Annotated in this window: 15 protein-coding genes; 6 read left to right on the top strand and 9 right to left on the bottom strand. The window is 34.3% G+C overall.

Going from position 1 to position 17,540, the window contains the following annotated elements:
- Positions 1 to 37: 37 nt before the first annotated feature.
- Entirely contained in the window at positions 38 to 406 is a 369-nt protein-coding gene (locus ACZ0AH_RS16845; RefSeq protein WP_463476956.1) for a nuclear transport factor 2 family protein, read from the top strand.
- 187 nt (positions 407 to 593) lie between these two features.
- Here ACZ0AH_RS16845 and ACZ0AH_RS16850 read toward each other — a convergent pair whose 3' ends face one another.
- The 3 genes from ACZ0AH_RS16850 to ACZ0AH_RS16860 form a co-directional block, all read right to left on the bottom strand.
- Positions 594 to 914, bottom strand: coding sequence for a hypothetical protein (locus ACZ0AH_RS16850; RefSeq protein ID WP_463476957.1), 321 nt, complete (start codon positions 912 to 914; stop codon positions 594 to 596).
- Between the two features lie 90 nt (positions 915 to 1,004).
- The gene (locus ACZ0AH_RS16855; RefSeq protein WP_463476958.1) at positions 1,005 to 2,540 is read right to left on the bottom strand and encodes a YifB family Mg chelatase-like AAA ATPase; all 1,536 of its coding nucleotides are present in this window, start codon (positions 2,538 to 2,540) and stop codon (positions 1,005 to 1,007) included.
- 75 nt (positions 2,541 to 2,615) lie between these two features.
- Positions 2,616 to 3,590, bottom strand: a complete 975-nt coding sequence (locus ACZ0AH_RS16860) for a Gfo/Idh/MocA family protein (RefSeq protein WP_463476959.1) — start codon at positions 3,588 to 3,590, stop codon at positions 2,616 to 2,618.
- Between the two features lie 315 nt (positions 3,591 to 3,905).
- On the opposite strand from ACZ0AH_RS16860, the gene ACZ0AH_RS16865 reads away from it, so the two are divergent.
- Entirely contained in the window at positions 3,906 to 5,222 is a 1,317-nt protein-coding gene (locus tag ACZ0AH_RS16865; protein ID WP_463476960.1) for an ammonium transporter, read from the top strand.
- 203 nt (positions 5,223 to 5,425) lie between these two features.
- Here ACZ0AH_RS16865 and ACZ0AH_RS16870 read toward each other — a convergent pair whose 3' ends face one another.
- The 3 genes from ACZ0AH_RS16870 to ACZ0AH_RS16880 form a co-directional block, all read right to left on the bottom strand.
- Positions 5,426 to 7,525, bottom strand: coding sequence for a protein-disulfide reductase DsbD family protein (locus ACZ0AH_RS16870; RefSeq protein ID WP_463476961.1), 2,100 nt, complete (start codon positions 7,523 to 7,525; stop codon positions 5,426 to 5,428).
- Entirely contained in the window at positions 7,525 to 8,835 is a 1,311-nt protein-coding gene (gene tilS / locus ACZ0AH_RS16875; protein WP_463476962.1) for a tRNA lysidine(34) synthetase TilS, read from the bottom strand. The genes ACZ0AH_RS16870 and tilS overlap by 1 nt, the downstream gene beginning before the upstream one ends.
- Positions 8,836 to 9,005: 170 nt before the next feature.
- Complete coding sequence (locus tag ACZ0AH_RS16880) at positions 9,006 to 10,292, bottom strand: anthranilate synthase component I family protein (protein WP_463476963.1); 1,287 nt, start codon at positions 10,290 to 10,292, stop codon at positions 9,006 to 9,008.
- 272 nt (positions 10,293 to 10,564) lie between these two features.
- Here ACZ0AH_RS16880 and ACZ0AH_RS16885 point away from each other — a divergent pair, with 272 nt between their 5' ends.
- Entirely contained in the window at positions 10,565 to 11,464 is a 900-nt protein-coding gene (locus ACZ0AH_RS16885; protein WP_463476964.1) for a DUF4349 domain-containing protein, read from the top strand.
- Positions 11,465 to 11,673: 209 nt separating this feature from the next.
- A complete protein-coding gene (locus ACZ0AH_RS16890) occupies positions 11,674 to 12,048 on the top strand; it encodes a DoxX family membrane protein (RefSeq protein WP_463476965.1) in 375 nt (124 codons plus the stop codon).
- An 86-nt stretch (positions 12,049 to 12,134) separates the two neighbouring features.
- On the opposite strand, the gene ACZ0AH_RS16895 is transcribed toward ACZ0AH_RS16890, so the two are convergent.
- Positions 12,135 to 12,677: a lipocalin family protein gene (locus ACZ0AH_RS16895; RefSeq protein WP_463476966.1), complete on the bottom strand. Its 543-nt coding sequence runs from the start codon at positions 12,675 to 12,677 to the stop codon at positions 12,135 to 12,137.
- 170 nt (positions 12,678 to 12,847) lie between these two features.
- On the opposite strand from ACZ0AH_RS16895, the gene ACZ0AH_RS16900 reads away from it, so the two are divergent.
- Positions 12,848 to 13,501, top strand: coding sequence for a hypothetical protein (locus ACZ0AH_RS16900; protein WP_463476967.1), 654 nt, complete (start codon positions 12,848 to 12,850; stop codon positions 13,499 to 13,501).
- Between the two features lie 56 nt (positions 13,502 to 13,557).
- On the opposite strand, the gene lpdA is transcribed toward ACZ0AH_RS16900, so the two are convergent.
- Positions 13,558 to 14,961: a dihydrolipoyl dehydrogenase gene (gene lpdA / locus ACZ0AH_RS16905; RefSeq protein WP_463476968.1), complete on the bottom strand. Its 1,404-nt coding sequence runs from the start codon at positions 14,959 to 14,961 to the stop codon at positions 13,558 to 13,560.
- 430 nt (positions 14,962 to 15,391) lie between these two features.
- Complete coding sequence (locus tag ACZ0AH_RS16910; protein WP_302095110.1) at positions 15,392 to 15,847, bottom strand: Lrp/AsnC family transcriptional regulator; 456 nt, start codon at positions 15,845 to 15,847, stop codon at positions 15,392 to 15,394.
- A gap of 268 nt (positions 15,848 to 16,115) precedes the next feature.
- Between ACZ0AH_RS16910 and ACZ0AH_RS16915 the strand changes: the two genes are divergently transcribed.
- A complete protein-coding gene (locus ACZ0AH_RS16915) occupies positions 16,116 to 17,363 on the top strand; it encodes an aminotransferase class I/II-fold pyridoxal phosphate-dependent enzyme (protein WP_463476969.1) in 1,248 nt (415 codons plus the stop codon).
- The last annotated feature ends 177 nt before the right edge of the window (positions 17,364 to 17,540 follow it).

Here is a 17,540-nt window from a genome sequence, read left to right on the forward strand (position 1 = left end):
TGCAGAAAAAAAATAGATTCATTTTAATTTTTTGAATATGACACCAAATAAACAAACCGTAAACGAATATATGGCCGCTTTTAGAATAAGCGATCATCAAAGAATCCTTGCTTGCCTCACCGAAGATGTAATTTGGGAAATGCCTGGAATTTATCAGCATGTTGGCAAAGCAGCTTTTGACAAAGAAATTGAAAATGACAATTTTGTTGGCAGCCCCACAATTCAAATCATAAAGCTTGTGGAAGAAAATAATACCGTTATTGCCGAAGGCGCTGTACAAGGCAACATGAAAAACGGCAATATTTTAGACGCCGTTTTCTGCGATGTTTTTGAAATGGAAAATGGTAAAATAAAAAAACTGACATCGTATTTAATGTCCCGAAATGCAAGTTTAAAGTTTGAATAAGTTTTTTTACACCTGAATTATAAACAGCAAAACTATGCCTGATTTGTGATTTCGATTTCTATTATAATACTATTTTTTTGGAGCTATTCCCGCTATCCGTTTCAATCTTTTGTGGCGACACGCCACAAAAGGATTTCCACTTTTATCGGGGCTAGGGCAATCATTCCCAAAAAAATATTTTCGTTTCTTACTTATCATCACTTGATTTTAAGTACGAAAACCATTTGTCTTCCATAGATTTCTCCAGATCAATATTGTGATAATTTGCGAATAACAAAATCTGCCCAAAAACATCCGCCAATTCATTCGAAATATTTTTCTTTAATTCTTCTTGTGTTAGATTTCTATTTCTTCCTCTAAGTGTGTATGAAAGGTAATTTTGCGTTAATTCCCCCATTTCTTCATGTAGTTTTAAAATATACCAATCTTCATCCCTTTTGATGTTACAGTTTTTTTCATACTGATCAGATACCATTACAACTTTCTCTGTTAAAGTCTTTAAATCCATTATTTTCTATTTTTATTAAATTATTTTAAACGAGAACGAGGGCAATATTAAGAACAAATCGCAACAATCTAAACTCTGAAATCTAAAATTTTACCCCAGCCAGCCATCACGATCTAAACTTCTGTATTGAATCGCTTCGGCTATATGCTGCGAAATTACAACTGGCGCGGCATCTAAGTCGGCAATTGTTCTTGCAACTTTTAGGATTCTGTCGTACGCCCTTGCAGAAAGATTCAAACGTTCCATTGCAGTTTTAAGCAATTGTTTGGATTGTTCGTCGAGTGCGCAAAATTCGCGGATTAATTTGCTGCTCATTTGTGCATTATAATGTATGTTTTCCATTCCTTCAAATCTTACGGTCTGAATTTCGCGCGCAGCAGTTACACGTTTTCTGATTTCTACACTGCTTTCTGCTTTTCGGTCATCTGATAATTTCTCAAACGGAACCGGTGTTACTTCAATATGAATATCGATTCGATCTAATAACGGACCGGAAATTTTACTCAAATAACGCTGCATTTCATGTGGAGATGAGGTATTTGGCTGACTTGGATCATTAAAAAAACCACTCGGACTCGGGTTCATACTTGCCACCAGCATAAAAGATGATGGATAAGTTACGGTAAATTTTGCACGCGAAATAGTTACTTCACGATCTTCAAGCGGCTGACGCATCACTTCGAGAACATCACGTTTGAATTCCGGTAATTCGTCTAAAAATAAAACGCCATTATGAGCCATAGAAATTTCGCCCGGCTGCGGATAACTGCCTCCTCCAACTAAAGCAACATTAGAAATCGTATGATGCGGACTTCGAAAAGGACGCTGATTCATTAAACCAACTTCTTTTAATTTTCCGGCAACGCTATGAATTTTAGTCGTTTCTAAGGCTTCCCTCAGCGTCATTGGCGGCAAAATACTGGGTACTCGTTTGGCCAGCATTGTTTTTCCTGCTCCGGGAGGACCAATTAAAATAATATTGTGGCCTCCCGCAGCGGCAATTTCCATACAGCGCTTTATGCTTTCCTGTCCGCGAACATCGGAAAAATCAAATTCCGGAAAATCTAAGGTTTTATAAAATTCGGCGCGAGTGTCTATTATTGTAGGTTCAAGTTTTCCTTTTCCGGAGAAAAAATCAATTACTTCCTGTAAATTTTCGACTCCGTAAACATCTAAACCCGTAACAATAGCAGCCTCTTTTACATTTTGGATTGGAAGAAAAAATCCTTTATAACCTTCTTCTTTTGCTTTTATGGCAATTGGTAATGCGCCTCTTATGGGTTGTAAACTTCCGTCTAACGAAAGTTCTCCCATGATAATATAATCTTCAATTTCGGGAGCTTTTATCTGATCTGAACCTACTAAAATTCCCATTGTTAAAGTCAGATCATACGAAGAACCTTCTTTTCGCAAGTCGGCGGGCGCCATATTAATTGTTATTTTCTTGCCCGGCATTTTATAGCCATTGTTTTTTAGAGCAGCTGCAATACGATAACTGCTTTCTTTTATGGCATTATCCGGAAGTCCAACTAAATGATAACCAATACCATTATCCATATGTACTTCGATCGTAATCGTTGTGGCTTCAACTCCAAAAACAGCACTTCCGTAAACTTTTACTAACATAAATTTCTCTTCATTAAATATTTTTAAATCTAATGAAAAATAATTATTTGTAGCTATTTTAATACAAAATATATTTTATTCGAATTCCAACCCAATCTGATTTTTAATTTCCTCAACAATAGTACTCAGATCCAGACTATTTTGATGTGACCAAGATTCACTTTCAATTTGATTATTTCTAATGCATTTATGACATTCAATTGCTTCATGCGCATATCCTTTCCCGAGATTCGGTAAACTAAAAACAGACTCTTTTTCATTTTTAAAAATAGAATATCCATCAGCCATGAACCAAGGCGAATTCAATTCTATTCGGCCTTGTGTTCCGCTAATTGTGGCTTTCATATCTGAAGATGAAACAAAACCGGCATGCAAAACTGCCTGAGCAGCTTCATATTGCAAAATCATACTGGTTTGCGAATCGACTCCTGAAGTATGATAAGTAGATTTTGCGATAATCTCTTTTGGAATCCCTAACATTATATAGGAGAGAAACAACGGATAAACGCCAATATCAAAAAGAGAACCGCCGCCCAGTTTTTTATCTGTCAATCTACTTCCTTCTGATGGATCCATATAAAAAGCAAAATCGGCATTTATATATTTAACATCGCCAATATCTCCTTTTTTAACTTTCGCTAAAGCATCCTGAACTGACGGAATGAAACGCGTCCAGAATGCTTCCATAAAAAATTTATTGTATTTTTTTGAAGCTTCAATCATTCTAACTGCATCATTATAAGATAATGCAATTGGTTTTTCGCATAAAACGTGTTTACCATTTTGCAAGGCTTTTATCGATAATTCAGCATGCGAATCGTGTGGCGTGGCAATGTATATGATATCAACCTGATCGTCTTCAAAAAGAGCTTGATAAGTATCATACGCTTTTTTGCAATTGTATTTCTGAGCAAATTCTGACGCTTTTTCTTCATTTCTGGAAGCAACGGCAACTAATTCTGCATCTTCCAACAATAATAGATCAGTCGCAAATTGATTTGCAATATTTCCTAAACCAATAATTCCCCACTTAATTTTTTGAATTTCCATTCTTAAATTTTAATTATAAAAATTGTTAAAAACATCAAATATACATCATCATTAAAAAATTTTAGATGTTTTTCGACAACAAATACCTTATTTCTTCGCAAAACAATCAATAAAAATATAGGAAAAATGTCCATTTTACAAAATAACCTAAAAAAATCGTTGCCAAATTGTAAATTTTAAGTCTGTTTTAACAAATACATTCAAAACAGAGGGGGTTCTATTGAAAAATTAACAAAAATTAAACATTAGACTCTATTTTTTTTAGGGGTGTCGAATGATTTTATATTTTTATCAAAAATTTAAAACTAAATAACTATGCGAAAAATTATTTTAAGTGTGATTCTTATCACGATTTTGGTACTAACCTTTGTTTCAAACTTCATCTTATCAGATAACCCAATTCCTGCAGAAGCTGTAAAGTTTGACACAGGAGATACTGCCTGGATGATCGTAGCAACTGCATTTGTATTGCTTATGACTCCCGGATTAGGATTTTTCTACGGAGGGATGGTAGGTAAGAAGAACGTTATCAGTACTATGCTACAAAGTTTTATGGCAATGGTAATTGTTACTATCTTATGGGTTGTTGTTGCTTTTGGACTTGCATTTGGTCCTACAATTGGAGGAATTATTGGAAATCCAATGCCAAATTTATTTTTCCAAGGTGTTGGCACCAGTACTGCATGGAGTCTTGCCCCAACTATTCCGTTTATGTTATTCGCGTTATTTCAAGCAAAATTCGCCATCATTACGCCTGCTTTAATTACAGGTGCATTTGCAGAGCGTGTACGTTTCTGGGCTTATTTATTATTCATGGTTTTATTTATCTTAATCATATATGCGCCATTGGCTCACATGACGTGGCATCCTGATGGAATTTTCTTTAAAATGGGCGTATTAGACTTCGCCGGAGGAACTGTAGTACACATGAGTGCTGGTTGGGCTGCATTGGCCGGAGCGATCTTCTTAGGAAAAAGAAAAGTTCAAAAAGTAAATCCTGCAAGAATTACTTATGTATTATTAGGTACAGGTTTATTATGGTTTGGATGGTTTGGTTTCAACGCAGGTTCTGCATTAGGATCTAACGGATTAGCTGTTCAGGCTTTAGGAACTACAACTGTTGCTGCCGCTGCCGCAGCTATGGCCTGGGTTTTCCTAGACAAAATATTAGGTCACAAATTATCTGCACTTGGTGCTTGTATCGGGGCTGTTGTAGGTCTTGTTGCAATTACTCCTGCTGCTGGTTTCGTAAGTATTCCTCACGGAATTTTCATTGGAGCGTTTGCTGCAATCGTAAGTAACCTTGTAGTAAGCAAATTCCCTAAAGGAAAAATTGACGATGCATTAGATGTTTTTGCTTGTCACGGTGTTGGTGGTATGGTAGGAATGTTGTTAACCGGAGTTTTTGCTTCTAAAGCTATCAATCCGGTTGTTGGAGATAATCAAGGTTTGATTTTCGGAACTCCAACTTTGTTCATCAACCAATTAATTGCTTTAGTAGCGGTTTCTATCTTTGCTTTCGTAGGCTCTTATATTTTATTCTTTGTTGTGAATAAAATTACACCACTAAGAGTTACTGAAGAAAAAGAAGAATTAGGATTAGATATTTCTCAACACGGAGAATATTTGTAAAATTAATTTTCGATTTGCCAATCATTAATAAAAAAGCGCTCCAGGTTTACACTTAGAGCGCTTTTTGCTTTGAATTAATTTCCCCCTTATTATATTGTAGATTTTAGAATGTAGATTTTAGATTTCTATTCTCCGTATAGTCTATTGTCTATATTCTTTCCTCTTGCCTCTTGCCTCTTACTTCTTTCCTCTTCTTCAAAGACCTACTTAAAATTAGAAATCCCTTCTTTCAGCCACTTTAAATATTCCTCAACCCCTACATAACTAATTGTTGGTTTTGAATTGTTTAAATTCTTTCCTTCTAAATCAGTAATAACATATAAAGGCTGTGTATTGGTTTTATATTTAGAGATCATAAAATCAGTCCATTTATCACCAACAGTTATGATTTTATCTCCTGCTGCTGTTACAAATTGCTCCTCTTTTGGCAAATCGCGTTTATCATCAACATACAGAGAAATCAAAACAACATCATTTTTTAAGATTGGTAAAATAGTAGGATCAGACCAAACATTATTTTCCATTTTTCTGCAGTTTACACAAGCATAACCTGTAAAATCAAGCATAATAGGCTTCTTGATTTCTTTCGCATATGCTAAACCATCTTCGTAATCATGAAAAACCATAATACCGTGTGGACCTAATTCTGCTCCGGCAGGCAACCCTTTTATAGATTCTGCACTAACATTTGAATTAGACGAACCTCCTACTCCAAACGGGCTTTCGCTATAGGTTGGCGGTGGCGGAAATGCGCTGATTAATTTCAAAGGCGCTCCCCAAAGTCCAGGAATTAAATATACTGTAAACACAAGCGTAAGCAATCCTAAATATAATCTGCCAACAGAAATATGATGCAACGGACTATCGTGTGGCAAGGTAATTTTTCCGAATAAATATAAAGTCAAAGCTCCAAAAATCGCGATCCAGATGGCGATGAAAACTTCTCTTTCTAAAAAGTGCAATTGAAGAACCAAATCAGCATTTGATAAGAATTTAAATGCCAAAGCCAATTCTAAAAATCCTAAAACAACTTTTACAGTGTTTAACCATCCGCCTGATTTTGGCAATGAATTTAACCATCCCGGGAACATCGCAAACAGCATAAAAGGTAAAGCTAAAGCTAAAGAAAAGCCTAACATCCCAACAATTGGAGCAATTCCTCCGTTTGAAGCTGCTTCTACCAATAAAGTTCCAACAATAGGTCCTGTACAAGAAAAAGAAACAATTGCCAAAGCCAAAGCCATAAACAATATTCCAATTATTCCGCCTCTGTCAGCTTGTTGATCGGCTTTATTTGCCCATGAATTTGGAAGCATAATTTCGAAAGCTCCCAAAAATGAAGTAGCAAAAATGATCAATATTATAAAGAAGATCAAATTGAACCAAACATCTGTAGATAACGCATTTAAGGCATCAGCACCAAATATTTTAGTTACAATTAGTCCTAAAATTACATAAATAGCAATAATCGAAAATCCGTAAAAAATAGCATTTCGGATTCCTTTTGCCCTGCTTTTACTTTGTTTGGTAAAGAAACTTACCGTCATTGGAATCATCGGAAAAACACAAGGCGTTAACAACGCTGCAAATCCGGATATAAAAGCGATAAAAAAGATAGACCACAAACTTCTTGATGGCTTTGGTGCTGGAAGTTCTTCCTGAGCAGAAATCCCTGCAGGAGCTTTATGAATATCAGTTTTAGCAGTATTTACAACAGCTGGTTTTACTGTATCAACAGCTAAACCAACAATTTTAGTCTCGTCTTTTGTAGCTTCTGCAACACTTGCAACCGCATCCATTTTAAATGTTGACGGAATTGCAATTGAGAATTTTTTATTCGAATTGATACAAACTTCTTTACAAACCTGAAAATCAAAGTCAACATCAACCGTTTTTAAATTTGGGTTAATAATCGTGATTTCCTGTTCGATATGTGCTTTTCCTTCAAAGAAAGTTTCATTTACGCCAAAAACATCATTAAAAGCGGTTTTGGTCTTTCCTTCTTTAGCTTTGCCAACTAATTCGTAATTTCCTTTTTGATTTTTAAACGCAATTTCTAATGCAAGCGGTCCGCCTTCCGGTGTAAACTGCGAGTACATATGCCAGTCTTTTTCAATCGTTCCATCAAAAACTAAAACAGCATTCTTGCCGGTTTTTTTCTCAATTTTAGCAGTCCATTTTACAGGCTCCAGAATTTGCGCGTTACCTTTTGCAAAAGCAAAAAAGAAAAACAGCAAAAATACGATGATTTTATTCCAAACACTTTTTGACATTATCGTTTGATGGGATTGATTAAAGTTCATTATTGTAATTCTATTTTTAGTATTCTGTTTGTGGTATTTTCAATTTTAAAACGTTCGTCTTGTCTGATTCCAATAACCCAGACAATCTGATTATCAGAGCTTAAAATCCACGTTTTTTCCTTTTCGATTAAGGATAATTTTTCATCTTTAAAAAGCTTGCTCACTTTTTTAGATTTCCCCTGCATTCCAAAAGGATGAAAAACATCTCCCTCATTCCATTTACGTAAAACCAAAGGAAACTGGATTTTTTCTGCGTCCACAAAGATAGCTTTATTTGAATCTATTGTAATGTCGTCTACCTGACAAAGCTTCAATTTTAAGGGAAAATTAACGTCTGTTACATTTTCGTTAATTTCATATTCTTCCTTCTGATCAATCTCCGAAATTGGGCTTAAAATCAACGTATTTCTGTTTTTCAATATTCTAAATTCTTCTGAAAACACTTGTTTTCCGGATTGTCCATCGACCAAATCATAAATATCATTCCAGGCAACGAAACCAAATTCATTCAGCCATTGGTACAAATACGATTTATAATTAGGGAGCTTTTTTAGTTGATTTAAATCGAAATGAATATCGTCGCCTTCTTCTTTTGCCACTTGCTGATAAATCATAATCGATGCATCTTCAACCATTTCGTGAGATTCCTGCAAATACGATTGTGTTTTCTGAAAAGCAGTTAAAAAATTCGGATTGATTTCCTTTAAAATCGGAACCAAATCGTGGCGAATTTTATTTCTTAAATATTTATTTGAAGCATTGCTGCTGTCTTCCCGCCATTCGATATTATTTTCTTCTGCATATTTCAGAATTTCTTCTCTTGAAAAAGGCAAAAGCGGACGAATAATTTTATCATTTTGTTCGGGAATTCCGGTTAATCCGTCTAATCCGGTTCCGCGGGTTAAGTTGATTATAAAAGTTTCGAGATTATCATCTGCGTGATGTGCCGTTAGTATATAATCGAATTTTTCGGTTTCTAAAAGTTCGTAAAACCAACTATATCTTAATTCACGAGCCGCAACCTGAGTCGATAATTTATAATCTTTTGCGAAAGCTTCGGTATCAAATTGGGTGGAGAAAAGAGGAATATTATTTTGATCGGAATAGTTCTGAATGAAATCCTGATCTCCAAAACTTTCTAGTCCGCGTAATTGAAAATTGCAATGCAAAACGGCGATTTCATACGGCAATTGTTTTAGTAAATGCAATAAAACCATACTGTCTAATCCTCCGCTAACAGCCAGAAATAGTTTTTTATTTTCCAGAAATGGAAACCTTGAAGTGATGTGATTTTGAAAATTTTTAAGCATTTAACTCTTTTTTTTTGCCACGAATTACACAAATTTACGCTAATTATTTTTTTTCCACAGATTAGAAGACTTTTCACAAATTTTTTAAATCATTTTAATCCTTAAATATTTGGCTAATTTTTTTTGACAAAGATTAGAAACAAATTCGTGAATTCGTGGCTAACTTTTTTTTACTGTAAAACCTGGTGCATCGCCTTAGCCTTCAGCAAACATTCTTCGTATTCTTTTTCAGAAATCGATTGTGCTGTAATGGCACTTCCTACCGAAAACGAAACATATTGATTTTCCTGATTGTACAAAATACTTCTGATCACGACATTAAAATCAAAATCGCCTTCTGGTGTAAAATACCCAATTGATCCGCTGTATAAACCACGTTTTGTTTCTTCGAGATTTTCAATGATTTTCATGACTGAAATTTTTGGAGCACCCGTCATACTTCCCATTGGGAAAGTTGTTCTTAAAACATCAATTGGCGAATATTGAGGATCTAATTTTGAAGTTATCGTCGAAATCATTTGGTGAACCTGCAAAAAAGAATAAATCTTGCAAAGTTCTGTAACTTCAACCGAACCTTTTTGTGCGGTATGCGACAAATCATTCCGAACCAAATCGGTAATCATGATATTTTCGGCACGTTCTTTTTCATCTGATTCCAGAAATTGTTTCGATTTTTCGTCTTCTGCAGGATCTAAAAATCGCTTTGAAGTTCCTTTTATAGGTTGCGAAATCAACTTTTCTCCTTCTCTTTTCAGATAGCGTTCCGGTGATGCCGAAAGTAAATATTGTTTATTATTTTTGAAGAAAACCGAAAATGGTGCCTGTGATATTTCGTTTAATTTCTGAAATTTTTCTAAAGGATTTATGATTGCATCTTCAGCAAAAAATTCCATACAAAAATTGGCTTCATACATATCACCTTTATGAATATGTTCGAGCATTTTTGTTACTTTTTCGATATAAAATTCTTTAGAAATTCGTTGTTCAATTTTTAAAGATGTTCCACTTTCAACTTTCGACTTTTGACTTTCGACTATCTCATTAAAATCATCTTCGATCTCATCATTACAAAGCAATAAATACTGTATTTCAAGCTGATTTCCTTTCAATAAAAATATTTTTTTTGGTTGAAAGAAAAACAAATCCGGAAAATCTAATCCGTCAAAATTAGCCGATTTTAAATCCTCTACATCATTTTTTAAATCATAAGTCAAATACCCAAAAAGCCAGTCTTTTGTGGTTTGCTGATATTGTTTTAAATCGTCAAAAGCGTTTTGAAAATCAGTTTTTAAAGATGTAAAAGCATCTACGGCCAACACACAATCAAAACTGGAATATTCTTGCGGATAGGAATTGCTATCCAAAAAAACAACCTCACGAAATTGCTGTGACCAGATTAGAAGCTGTTGTTTAAACGGATCAGGATTTGGAATATGTTTATGAATTGAAACTCTCAAAAAGGTATAAATTTTAGACTTCAAAATTACGATAAAAAAAATCCTTCGATAAAAGAATACTCAAAAATTATTGGCACACTTTTTAGTATATCGAATTAATAACAATTTCCAAAACAGTTTTGCCATTTGATTAAAAATTACTCAAACAAACGCACAATAGACTAACAGATTCATACCGATTATAAAAAATCATTTAAGATCTTATAATCTTAAAACAAAAACTAACCTGAAAGACAGGCGAGTCTATTTATTAATCAACTTTAAAAACTTTTATGAAAACAATTGCACAATTAGGTTTGACTACCTTGGTAATCATCGCATTACTATTTTCCTGTAAAAAAGCAGATTCTACTGCTACGGCAGACATCGCAGATTCTCAAATCACTGCAGACAGCACCGCAGTTTCGTCATCGGCAGCGGTGGAAAAAAAAGACAGCAAGCAAAAATTTATTCGAACTGCTGATATTAAATTCAAGGTTAAAAACGTCGTCAAATCTACTTATGCAATTGAAAATGTCGTCTCTAAATTTGGCGGATTTGTTACTTATACTAATTTACAGAGTAATATTCACGATCAGATTAAAACTAAAATCAGTCAGGACAGCACACTTGAAACTACTAAATTTTCGGTAGAAAATAACGTTACGATTCGTGTTCCCAATACGCAGCTTGATACGGTCATAAAAAGCATCGCCAAACAAATCGATTTTATGGATTTCAGGGTTATAAAGGCAGATGACGTGTCTTTGAAATTATTAGCCAATCAGCTTTCGCAAAAAAGAAGTGCTGTTAATGAAAAAAGAGTCGAAAAAGCGATTGATTCAAAAGGCAAAAAAATAAATGATATCATGGAAGCCGAAAATACTTTGGCAAACCAAAAAGAAGAAAACGATAATCGCACGATAGATAATTTATCAATTCAGGATCAGGTTAATTTTAGCACCATTACTTTGCAGCTTTATCAAAATGAAACCATAAAACAGGAAATTATGGCAAGCGAAAAAGACAGCAACGCTTACAAACCAAATTTAGGTCTTCAAATTCTTGATTCGCTTAAAAATGGCTGGTATAGTATTGAAGCAATCTTTGTGTTTCTACTAAATCTTTGGCCTTTTATACTGATTGGTCTGGGTGGTTTTTTCCTTTACAAAAAATACGGCAAGAAAGAATAAAGTGTTAATAAACTAGCAATTTCATAACAAAAAAATCATTATATTTGATATAGCATTAAATTAATCCTAAAATAGGATTATAAAGATTGTAAAATTCTCAGTAAAATAGCCCCGAAAATTAATTTTTTATTTTATTTAGAGAATTAAGCTTATAACGTTTATCAAAAATAAATTATACTTTTTTAACCTATCTAAAAACCCTAAATGTTATGAAAATTGCAACTATTATTGTCCGCGTCCTGATTGGTCTTTTGTTACTTTTTGCTTCTATTAGTTATTTTTTTCATTTAACTCCTGAACCAGAAACAACAGGAAATTTTAAAGCTTTTAATGTTGGTTTAATGGCTTCGACTTATATAATGCCTTTAGCAAAATCAATTGAATTACTTTGCGGAATTGCATTTGTAACGGGTCGTTACGTAACATTGGCTAATATTTTGATCTTACCTATTACGGTAAATATTCTATTTATCAATTATTTTCTGGCTCCGGAAGGTTTGCCAATTGCCGCATTGCTGTTCCTGGCCAATTTATTTTTGATTTACAGATATTGGGATAATTACAGAAGTGTTTTTACACAATAATTTATCTTTCAACCTAAAATAAAGAAACCCGACATTTATGATGTCGGGTTTCTCTTTTTAATAATGTTTTGAAATTCAAATCATTATTAATTTGCTTTATTATGTTGAGTCCAGACAAGATCTGAAATATCATAACCTATTTCTCTGGCTTTTATAAGATAATCGGCTTTTATGCTTTCAGGAATTGTAGTTTCTCTGGATAATATCCATAGATATTTTAAGCTTTCGCCTGCAACAAGAGCGTATTTATAATCCTTGTCGATTGCAATTACGTTGTAACCAGCATAAAAAGGACCAAAAAATGAGACCTTAAGCATACCTACATCATCCTTTTTGACGAATTTGGCTTTTCCTATACTTTCCTCCCATTTGTCTTTTTTGACATTGTAGCCCTTATTATCAACTTTTATAGTTCCGTTATCATTCAGCGAATATTCTGCTGTAACGTTATTCAGTCCTTTTTCATATTTAAAATCCAATCTGGCAATTTCATACCATTTTCCTAAATACTTTGCTTTATCAAAATTATTTACGGCAGTTACGTTTTTCGGAATCGTTGTTCTGCAGGAATACAGTAAAAAAACAATTCCTGCTCCTAATAGAACTGGAGCTATATGCTTATTTTTCATGATGTTATCTTTTAAAAAAGTAAAGATAGCATCAATACTATCCATCTAATTTACAAAATTTTTCTGAGATTTTATATTTTTCTGCTAAAATGATTTATAAAATTTAAATACAAATCTTAAAATATTTTATACTAAAAACTATATTTGATTGATTTAAACAAACAGCGTAAATGAAAAAACAGCTACTCCTAATTTTTATACTTTTTACCGCTTTATCCCAGTCACAATCTATCCAAGCTGTTGATTCATTAAATATTGAAATCTGTAAATCACTGGTTCAAAATAAAAATTTGAAGGATGAAGTCAGAGTCAGTACAATTGAAAATTTGCATATAATACCTTATTTAGCAAAATTTACCGACACTGTAGTTCAGCAAAAAGTATTTGCTCAGATATTTTACAGATTACATAAAAACTGCAATGAATTTGTAGCCCTTTTTCCAAATAAAGCTAGTGAAAGCAGTTGGGGAATACAATATGAAAAACCAAAAGAAAATATATCTAAAGAGCAATGCAGGCATTTTGATGAAGCTTCAAAGTATTATTATGTTGAGAATGATGGCAATAAAGTAGAAGTTACTTTAAACGATAATTTGTGGATAGAAAAATTTGCCGATAATACTTTTTCGAAATTATATTACAGAAAAAAAGGCAGCTGCGAATTTGAACTGGAATTCATTGAAAGCAATAATTTATCGAGAAGCAACCTCAGCATCAAAGGCGATAAATATCTTTACAAAATATATAATGAAGAGCATGAAACGTATAGTGTTTACATGAAAAACAAAGAAACCTATTATACTTTTACAATAAAAAAGCAATAAAAAAAAACCGTCAAATACAAATCTGACGGTTTTTGAAAAATATATTTTTACGTAAATTATACGTGTAATGCTCTGTTATCAGTAGCGGCCAAAGCAGCTTCTTTTACCGCTTCTGCGAAAGTTGGATGCGCGTGGCTCATTCTTGAAATATCTTCAGCAGACGCTTTGAATTCCATTGCTGTTACCGCCTCAGCAATTAAATCAGCTGTACGTGCTCCAATCATGTGAACGCCTAAAACTTCATCTGTTTTTGCATCAGCAATGATTTTTACAAATCCGTCAAGATCTCCACTTGCTCTTGCACGACCTAAAGCTTTGAAAGGGAAACTTCCCACTTTATACTCCGTTCCTGAAGCTTTTACCTGCTCTTCAGTTTGTCCAACTGCAGCAACTTCAGGCCAAGTATAAACTACACCAGGAATTAAGTTATAATCGATATGTGGTTTTTGACCTGCAAGGATTTCAGCAACCATGGTTCCTTCTTCCTCTGCTTTGTGCGCTAACATTGCTCCACGAACAACATCACCAATTGCGTAGATGTTTGCAACATTAGTTTGTAAATGATCATTTACTTCTACTTGTCCTCTGTCTGAAATTTTCACTCCTGCTTTATCAGCGTTTAATCCGTCTGTATAAGGACGACGGCCAACAGAAACTAATGAATAATCTCCTTCAAGAGTTATCGTTTCTCCTTTTGTATTTTCAGCCTGAACAACAACTGCATCGCCGTTTCTTTCTACCGATTTTACTTTGTGAGAAACGTAGAATTTCATTCCTTGTTTTTTCAATACTTTCGTCAATTCTTTAGACAAAGAACTATCCATTCCCGGAATAATTCTGTCCATGAATTCTACCACAGAAACCTGAGCACCAAGACGTAAATAAACTTGTCCAAGCTCGATTCCGATAACACCTCCACCAATAATTACCAAGTGTTTTGGAACTTCTTTCAAAGCTAAAGCTTCTGTAGAAGTGATGATTCTTTCTTTATCAATTTTGATAAAAGGCAAAGAAGATGGTTTTGAACCTGTAGCGATTACAGCATATTTAGTTTCGATAGTTTCTGATGTTCCGTCAGCTTTTGCAACTGCAATATGCGTTGCATCTACAAAAGAACCTAAACCATTGAAAACTGTGATTTTATTTTTATCCATTAAGTAGTTGATTCCACCTACGGTTTGATCTACAACGGCTTGTTTACGCGCGATCATCTTCTCTAAATTGATTTTTACATCTCCGGAAACTTCGATTCCGTGATCTGCAAAATGAGCAATTTCAGCATAATGATGAGAAGAAGATAATAATGCTTTTGAAGGAATACAACCTACGTTAAGGCAAGTTCCGCCCAAAGAGCTATACTTTTCTACAATTGCTGTTTTGAAACCTAATTGTGCGCAACGAATTGCTGATACATATCCGCCAGGACCTGAACCTATAATGACTACGTCAAATGAACTCATAGTTTGTAAATTTTATTTTTAGCGATACAAAATTAAGGAATAAAGTTTTGTTTAAAGTTTAAATCTCAATGTTTTTTGTGTGAAATTTTGGGTTGGAGATTTTTGCCATGAAGGTTTATTTTTTTTGCCACAAAGGTACTAGGACGCGAAGTTTTTTTGATTGTTATGATTGCGAAAAGAAGGTTTCACGCAGATTTTGCAGGTAAAGCAGATTTTTTGTTTCTCAAAGACGCAAAGCCGCAAAGTTTAAACACAAACTTGTCATCCTGAGGAAGGAAGGATCTCCGCCCAGAATATCGCCAATCTTTATGGAGTTACTTGCGGAGATCCTTCCTTCCTCAGGATGACAAAAATGATGGATAAAAAACTTTGTCCCTCTGAACCTCTGAGCCTAAAACTTAGAATCCCAGCAACTCAGAACCTTAGTACCTCAAAAAATCACCGTCGAATTCTTCACTTCGCTAATCATAAACATGCTTTGCGTACTTCCAATATGTTGCAACGAAGTAAGTTTTGTTACTAAAAACTCTCTATACGCTTCCATGTCTTTTACGAGGACTTTGAGGATGTAATCGTAATCACCGCTTACGTGATGGCATTCCAGAACTTCATTAAGTTTGATGACTTCGCTTTCGAATTTGGTTAGAAATTCTTTGGTGTGCTGAATTAATTTTAAATGACAGAACACTACAAATCCTCTTTCGATTTTGGTTTTATCTACTAATGCTACGTAGTTCTTGATGATTCCTTCGCGTTCTAACTTTTTGATACGTTCGTAAACCGCTGTTACCGAAAGATTGAGTTTTAAGGATAATTCTTTGGTTGTTTTTTTACTGTCGGTTTGTAATAAAACGAGGAGTTTTTTATCTGTGGCGTCTAAGGTCATTTTCGTGGTATTAGGAAATGAAAGAAAATCTATTGATTCGGATTTTACAAAACAAATTTAGATTAATAATCTTTATTAAATCATTTAAATAGTTTTTAAATCTAATTATTAAACCCATCATTGATTAATTTTCTATTAAGACGTTATTTTGAATAGAATTTCTTTTGAAAACGAATGTCCTAGCCCTGATAGAAGTGGAAATCCACGCCTAAATTCTACGTGGTAAGAACTTGAAACTTGAAACAAATAAAACTTGAAACTAAAAAAAATGAAAAACTTTAACCCAGCAGATAAAATTCAGGATTTGCAATACTTTGGGGAATTTGGCGGTGTGAATCCTTCAATTTCTGATTCTTCTACTTATACGTTTCTTTCGGCGAAAACGATGTTCGATACTTTTGAAGGAAATATGGAAGGCTGTTATTTGTATTCGCGCCATTCTTCGCCAAGTAATTTGTATTTGGATCAGGCTTTGGCAGCAATGGAAGGAACGGAAACTGCCAATGTTTCGGCATCGGGAATGGGAGCGATTACGCCTACTCTATTGCAGCTTTGCGGTGCTGGCGATCACATTGTTTCAAGCCGAACAATTTATGGCGGAACGTATGCTTTTTTGAAGAATTTTACGCCGAGATTTGGAATAGAAACAAGCTTTGTAGACATTACTAAACTGGATATTGTAGAAGCTGCAATTACGCTAAAAACGAAAGTTTTATATTGTGAAACAGTTAGTAATCCGTTATTAGAAGTGGCGGATATTGCGGGTTTGGCTAAAATTGCTAAAAGGCATAATTTAAAATTGGTGGTTGATAATACGTTTTCGCCTTTATCTGTTTCTCCTGCAAAATTAGGTGCTGATATCGTGATTCATAGTTTGACTAAATACATTAACGGAAGCAGCGATACCGTTGGCGGCGTGACTTGTGCATCGAAAGAATTTATTAATTCGCTGAAAAATGTAAACTCCGGAGCGAGTATGCTTTTGGGACCCACGATGGATAGTTTGCGTTCTGCAAGTGTGATGAAAAACCTGCGTACGCTTCATATTCGTATCAAACAACACAGTCATAATGCGCATTTTCTGGCGGATCAATTTGAAGCGGATGGTTTAAAAACGGTTTATCCGGGACTGAAAAGTCACCCAAGTCATGAATTGTACAGAACGATGATTAATCCGGAATATGGTTTTGGCGGAATGTTGACGATTGACGTTGGAACTTTGGAGAAAGCCAATGAATTAATGGAATTGATGCAGGCGAGAAATCTGGGTTATTTAGCCGTAAGTTTAGGGTTTTATAAAACGTTATTTAGTGCACCGGGAACTTCTACTTCGAGTGAAATTCCGCTAGAAGAACAACACGAAATGGGATTAACGGATGGTTTGATTCGTTTTTCAATTGGGTTGGATAATGATATTCAGCGTACTTATGAAATGATGAAGGAATGTATGGTTGAGTTAGGGATTCTACAATTATTGCACAGAGATTCACGAAGAGTTTTCGCAGAGAACCGCTAAGTTATTTCACGCAGATTTTAAAAAGATTTAAGCAGATCAGCGCAGATTTATTTATTGTTTAAGCCTAAAAAAAAATCCATTTTAATCTGCTTAAATCTGCCAAATCTGCGTGAAATAAAATCATATTAATCGTTTTAATCTGTGGCAAAATAAAAAAACCGTTCTGATTCGATTTCA

The sequence above is a fragment of the Flavobacterium sp. AC105 genome (assembly GCF_979258495.1).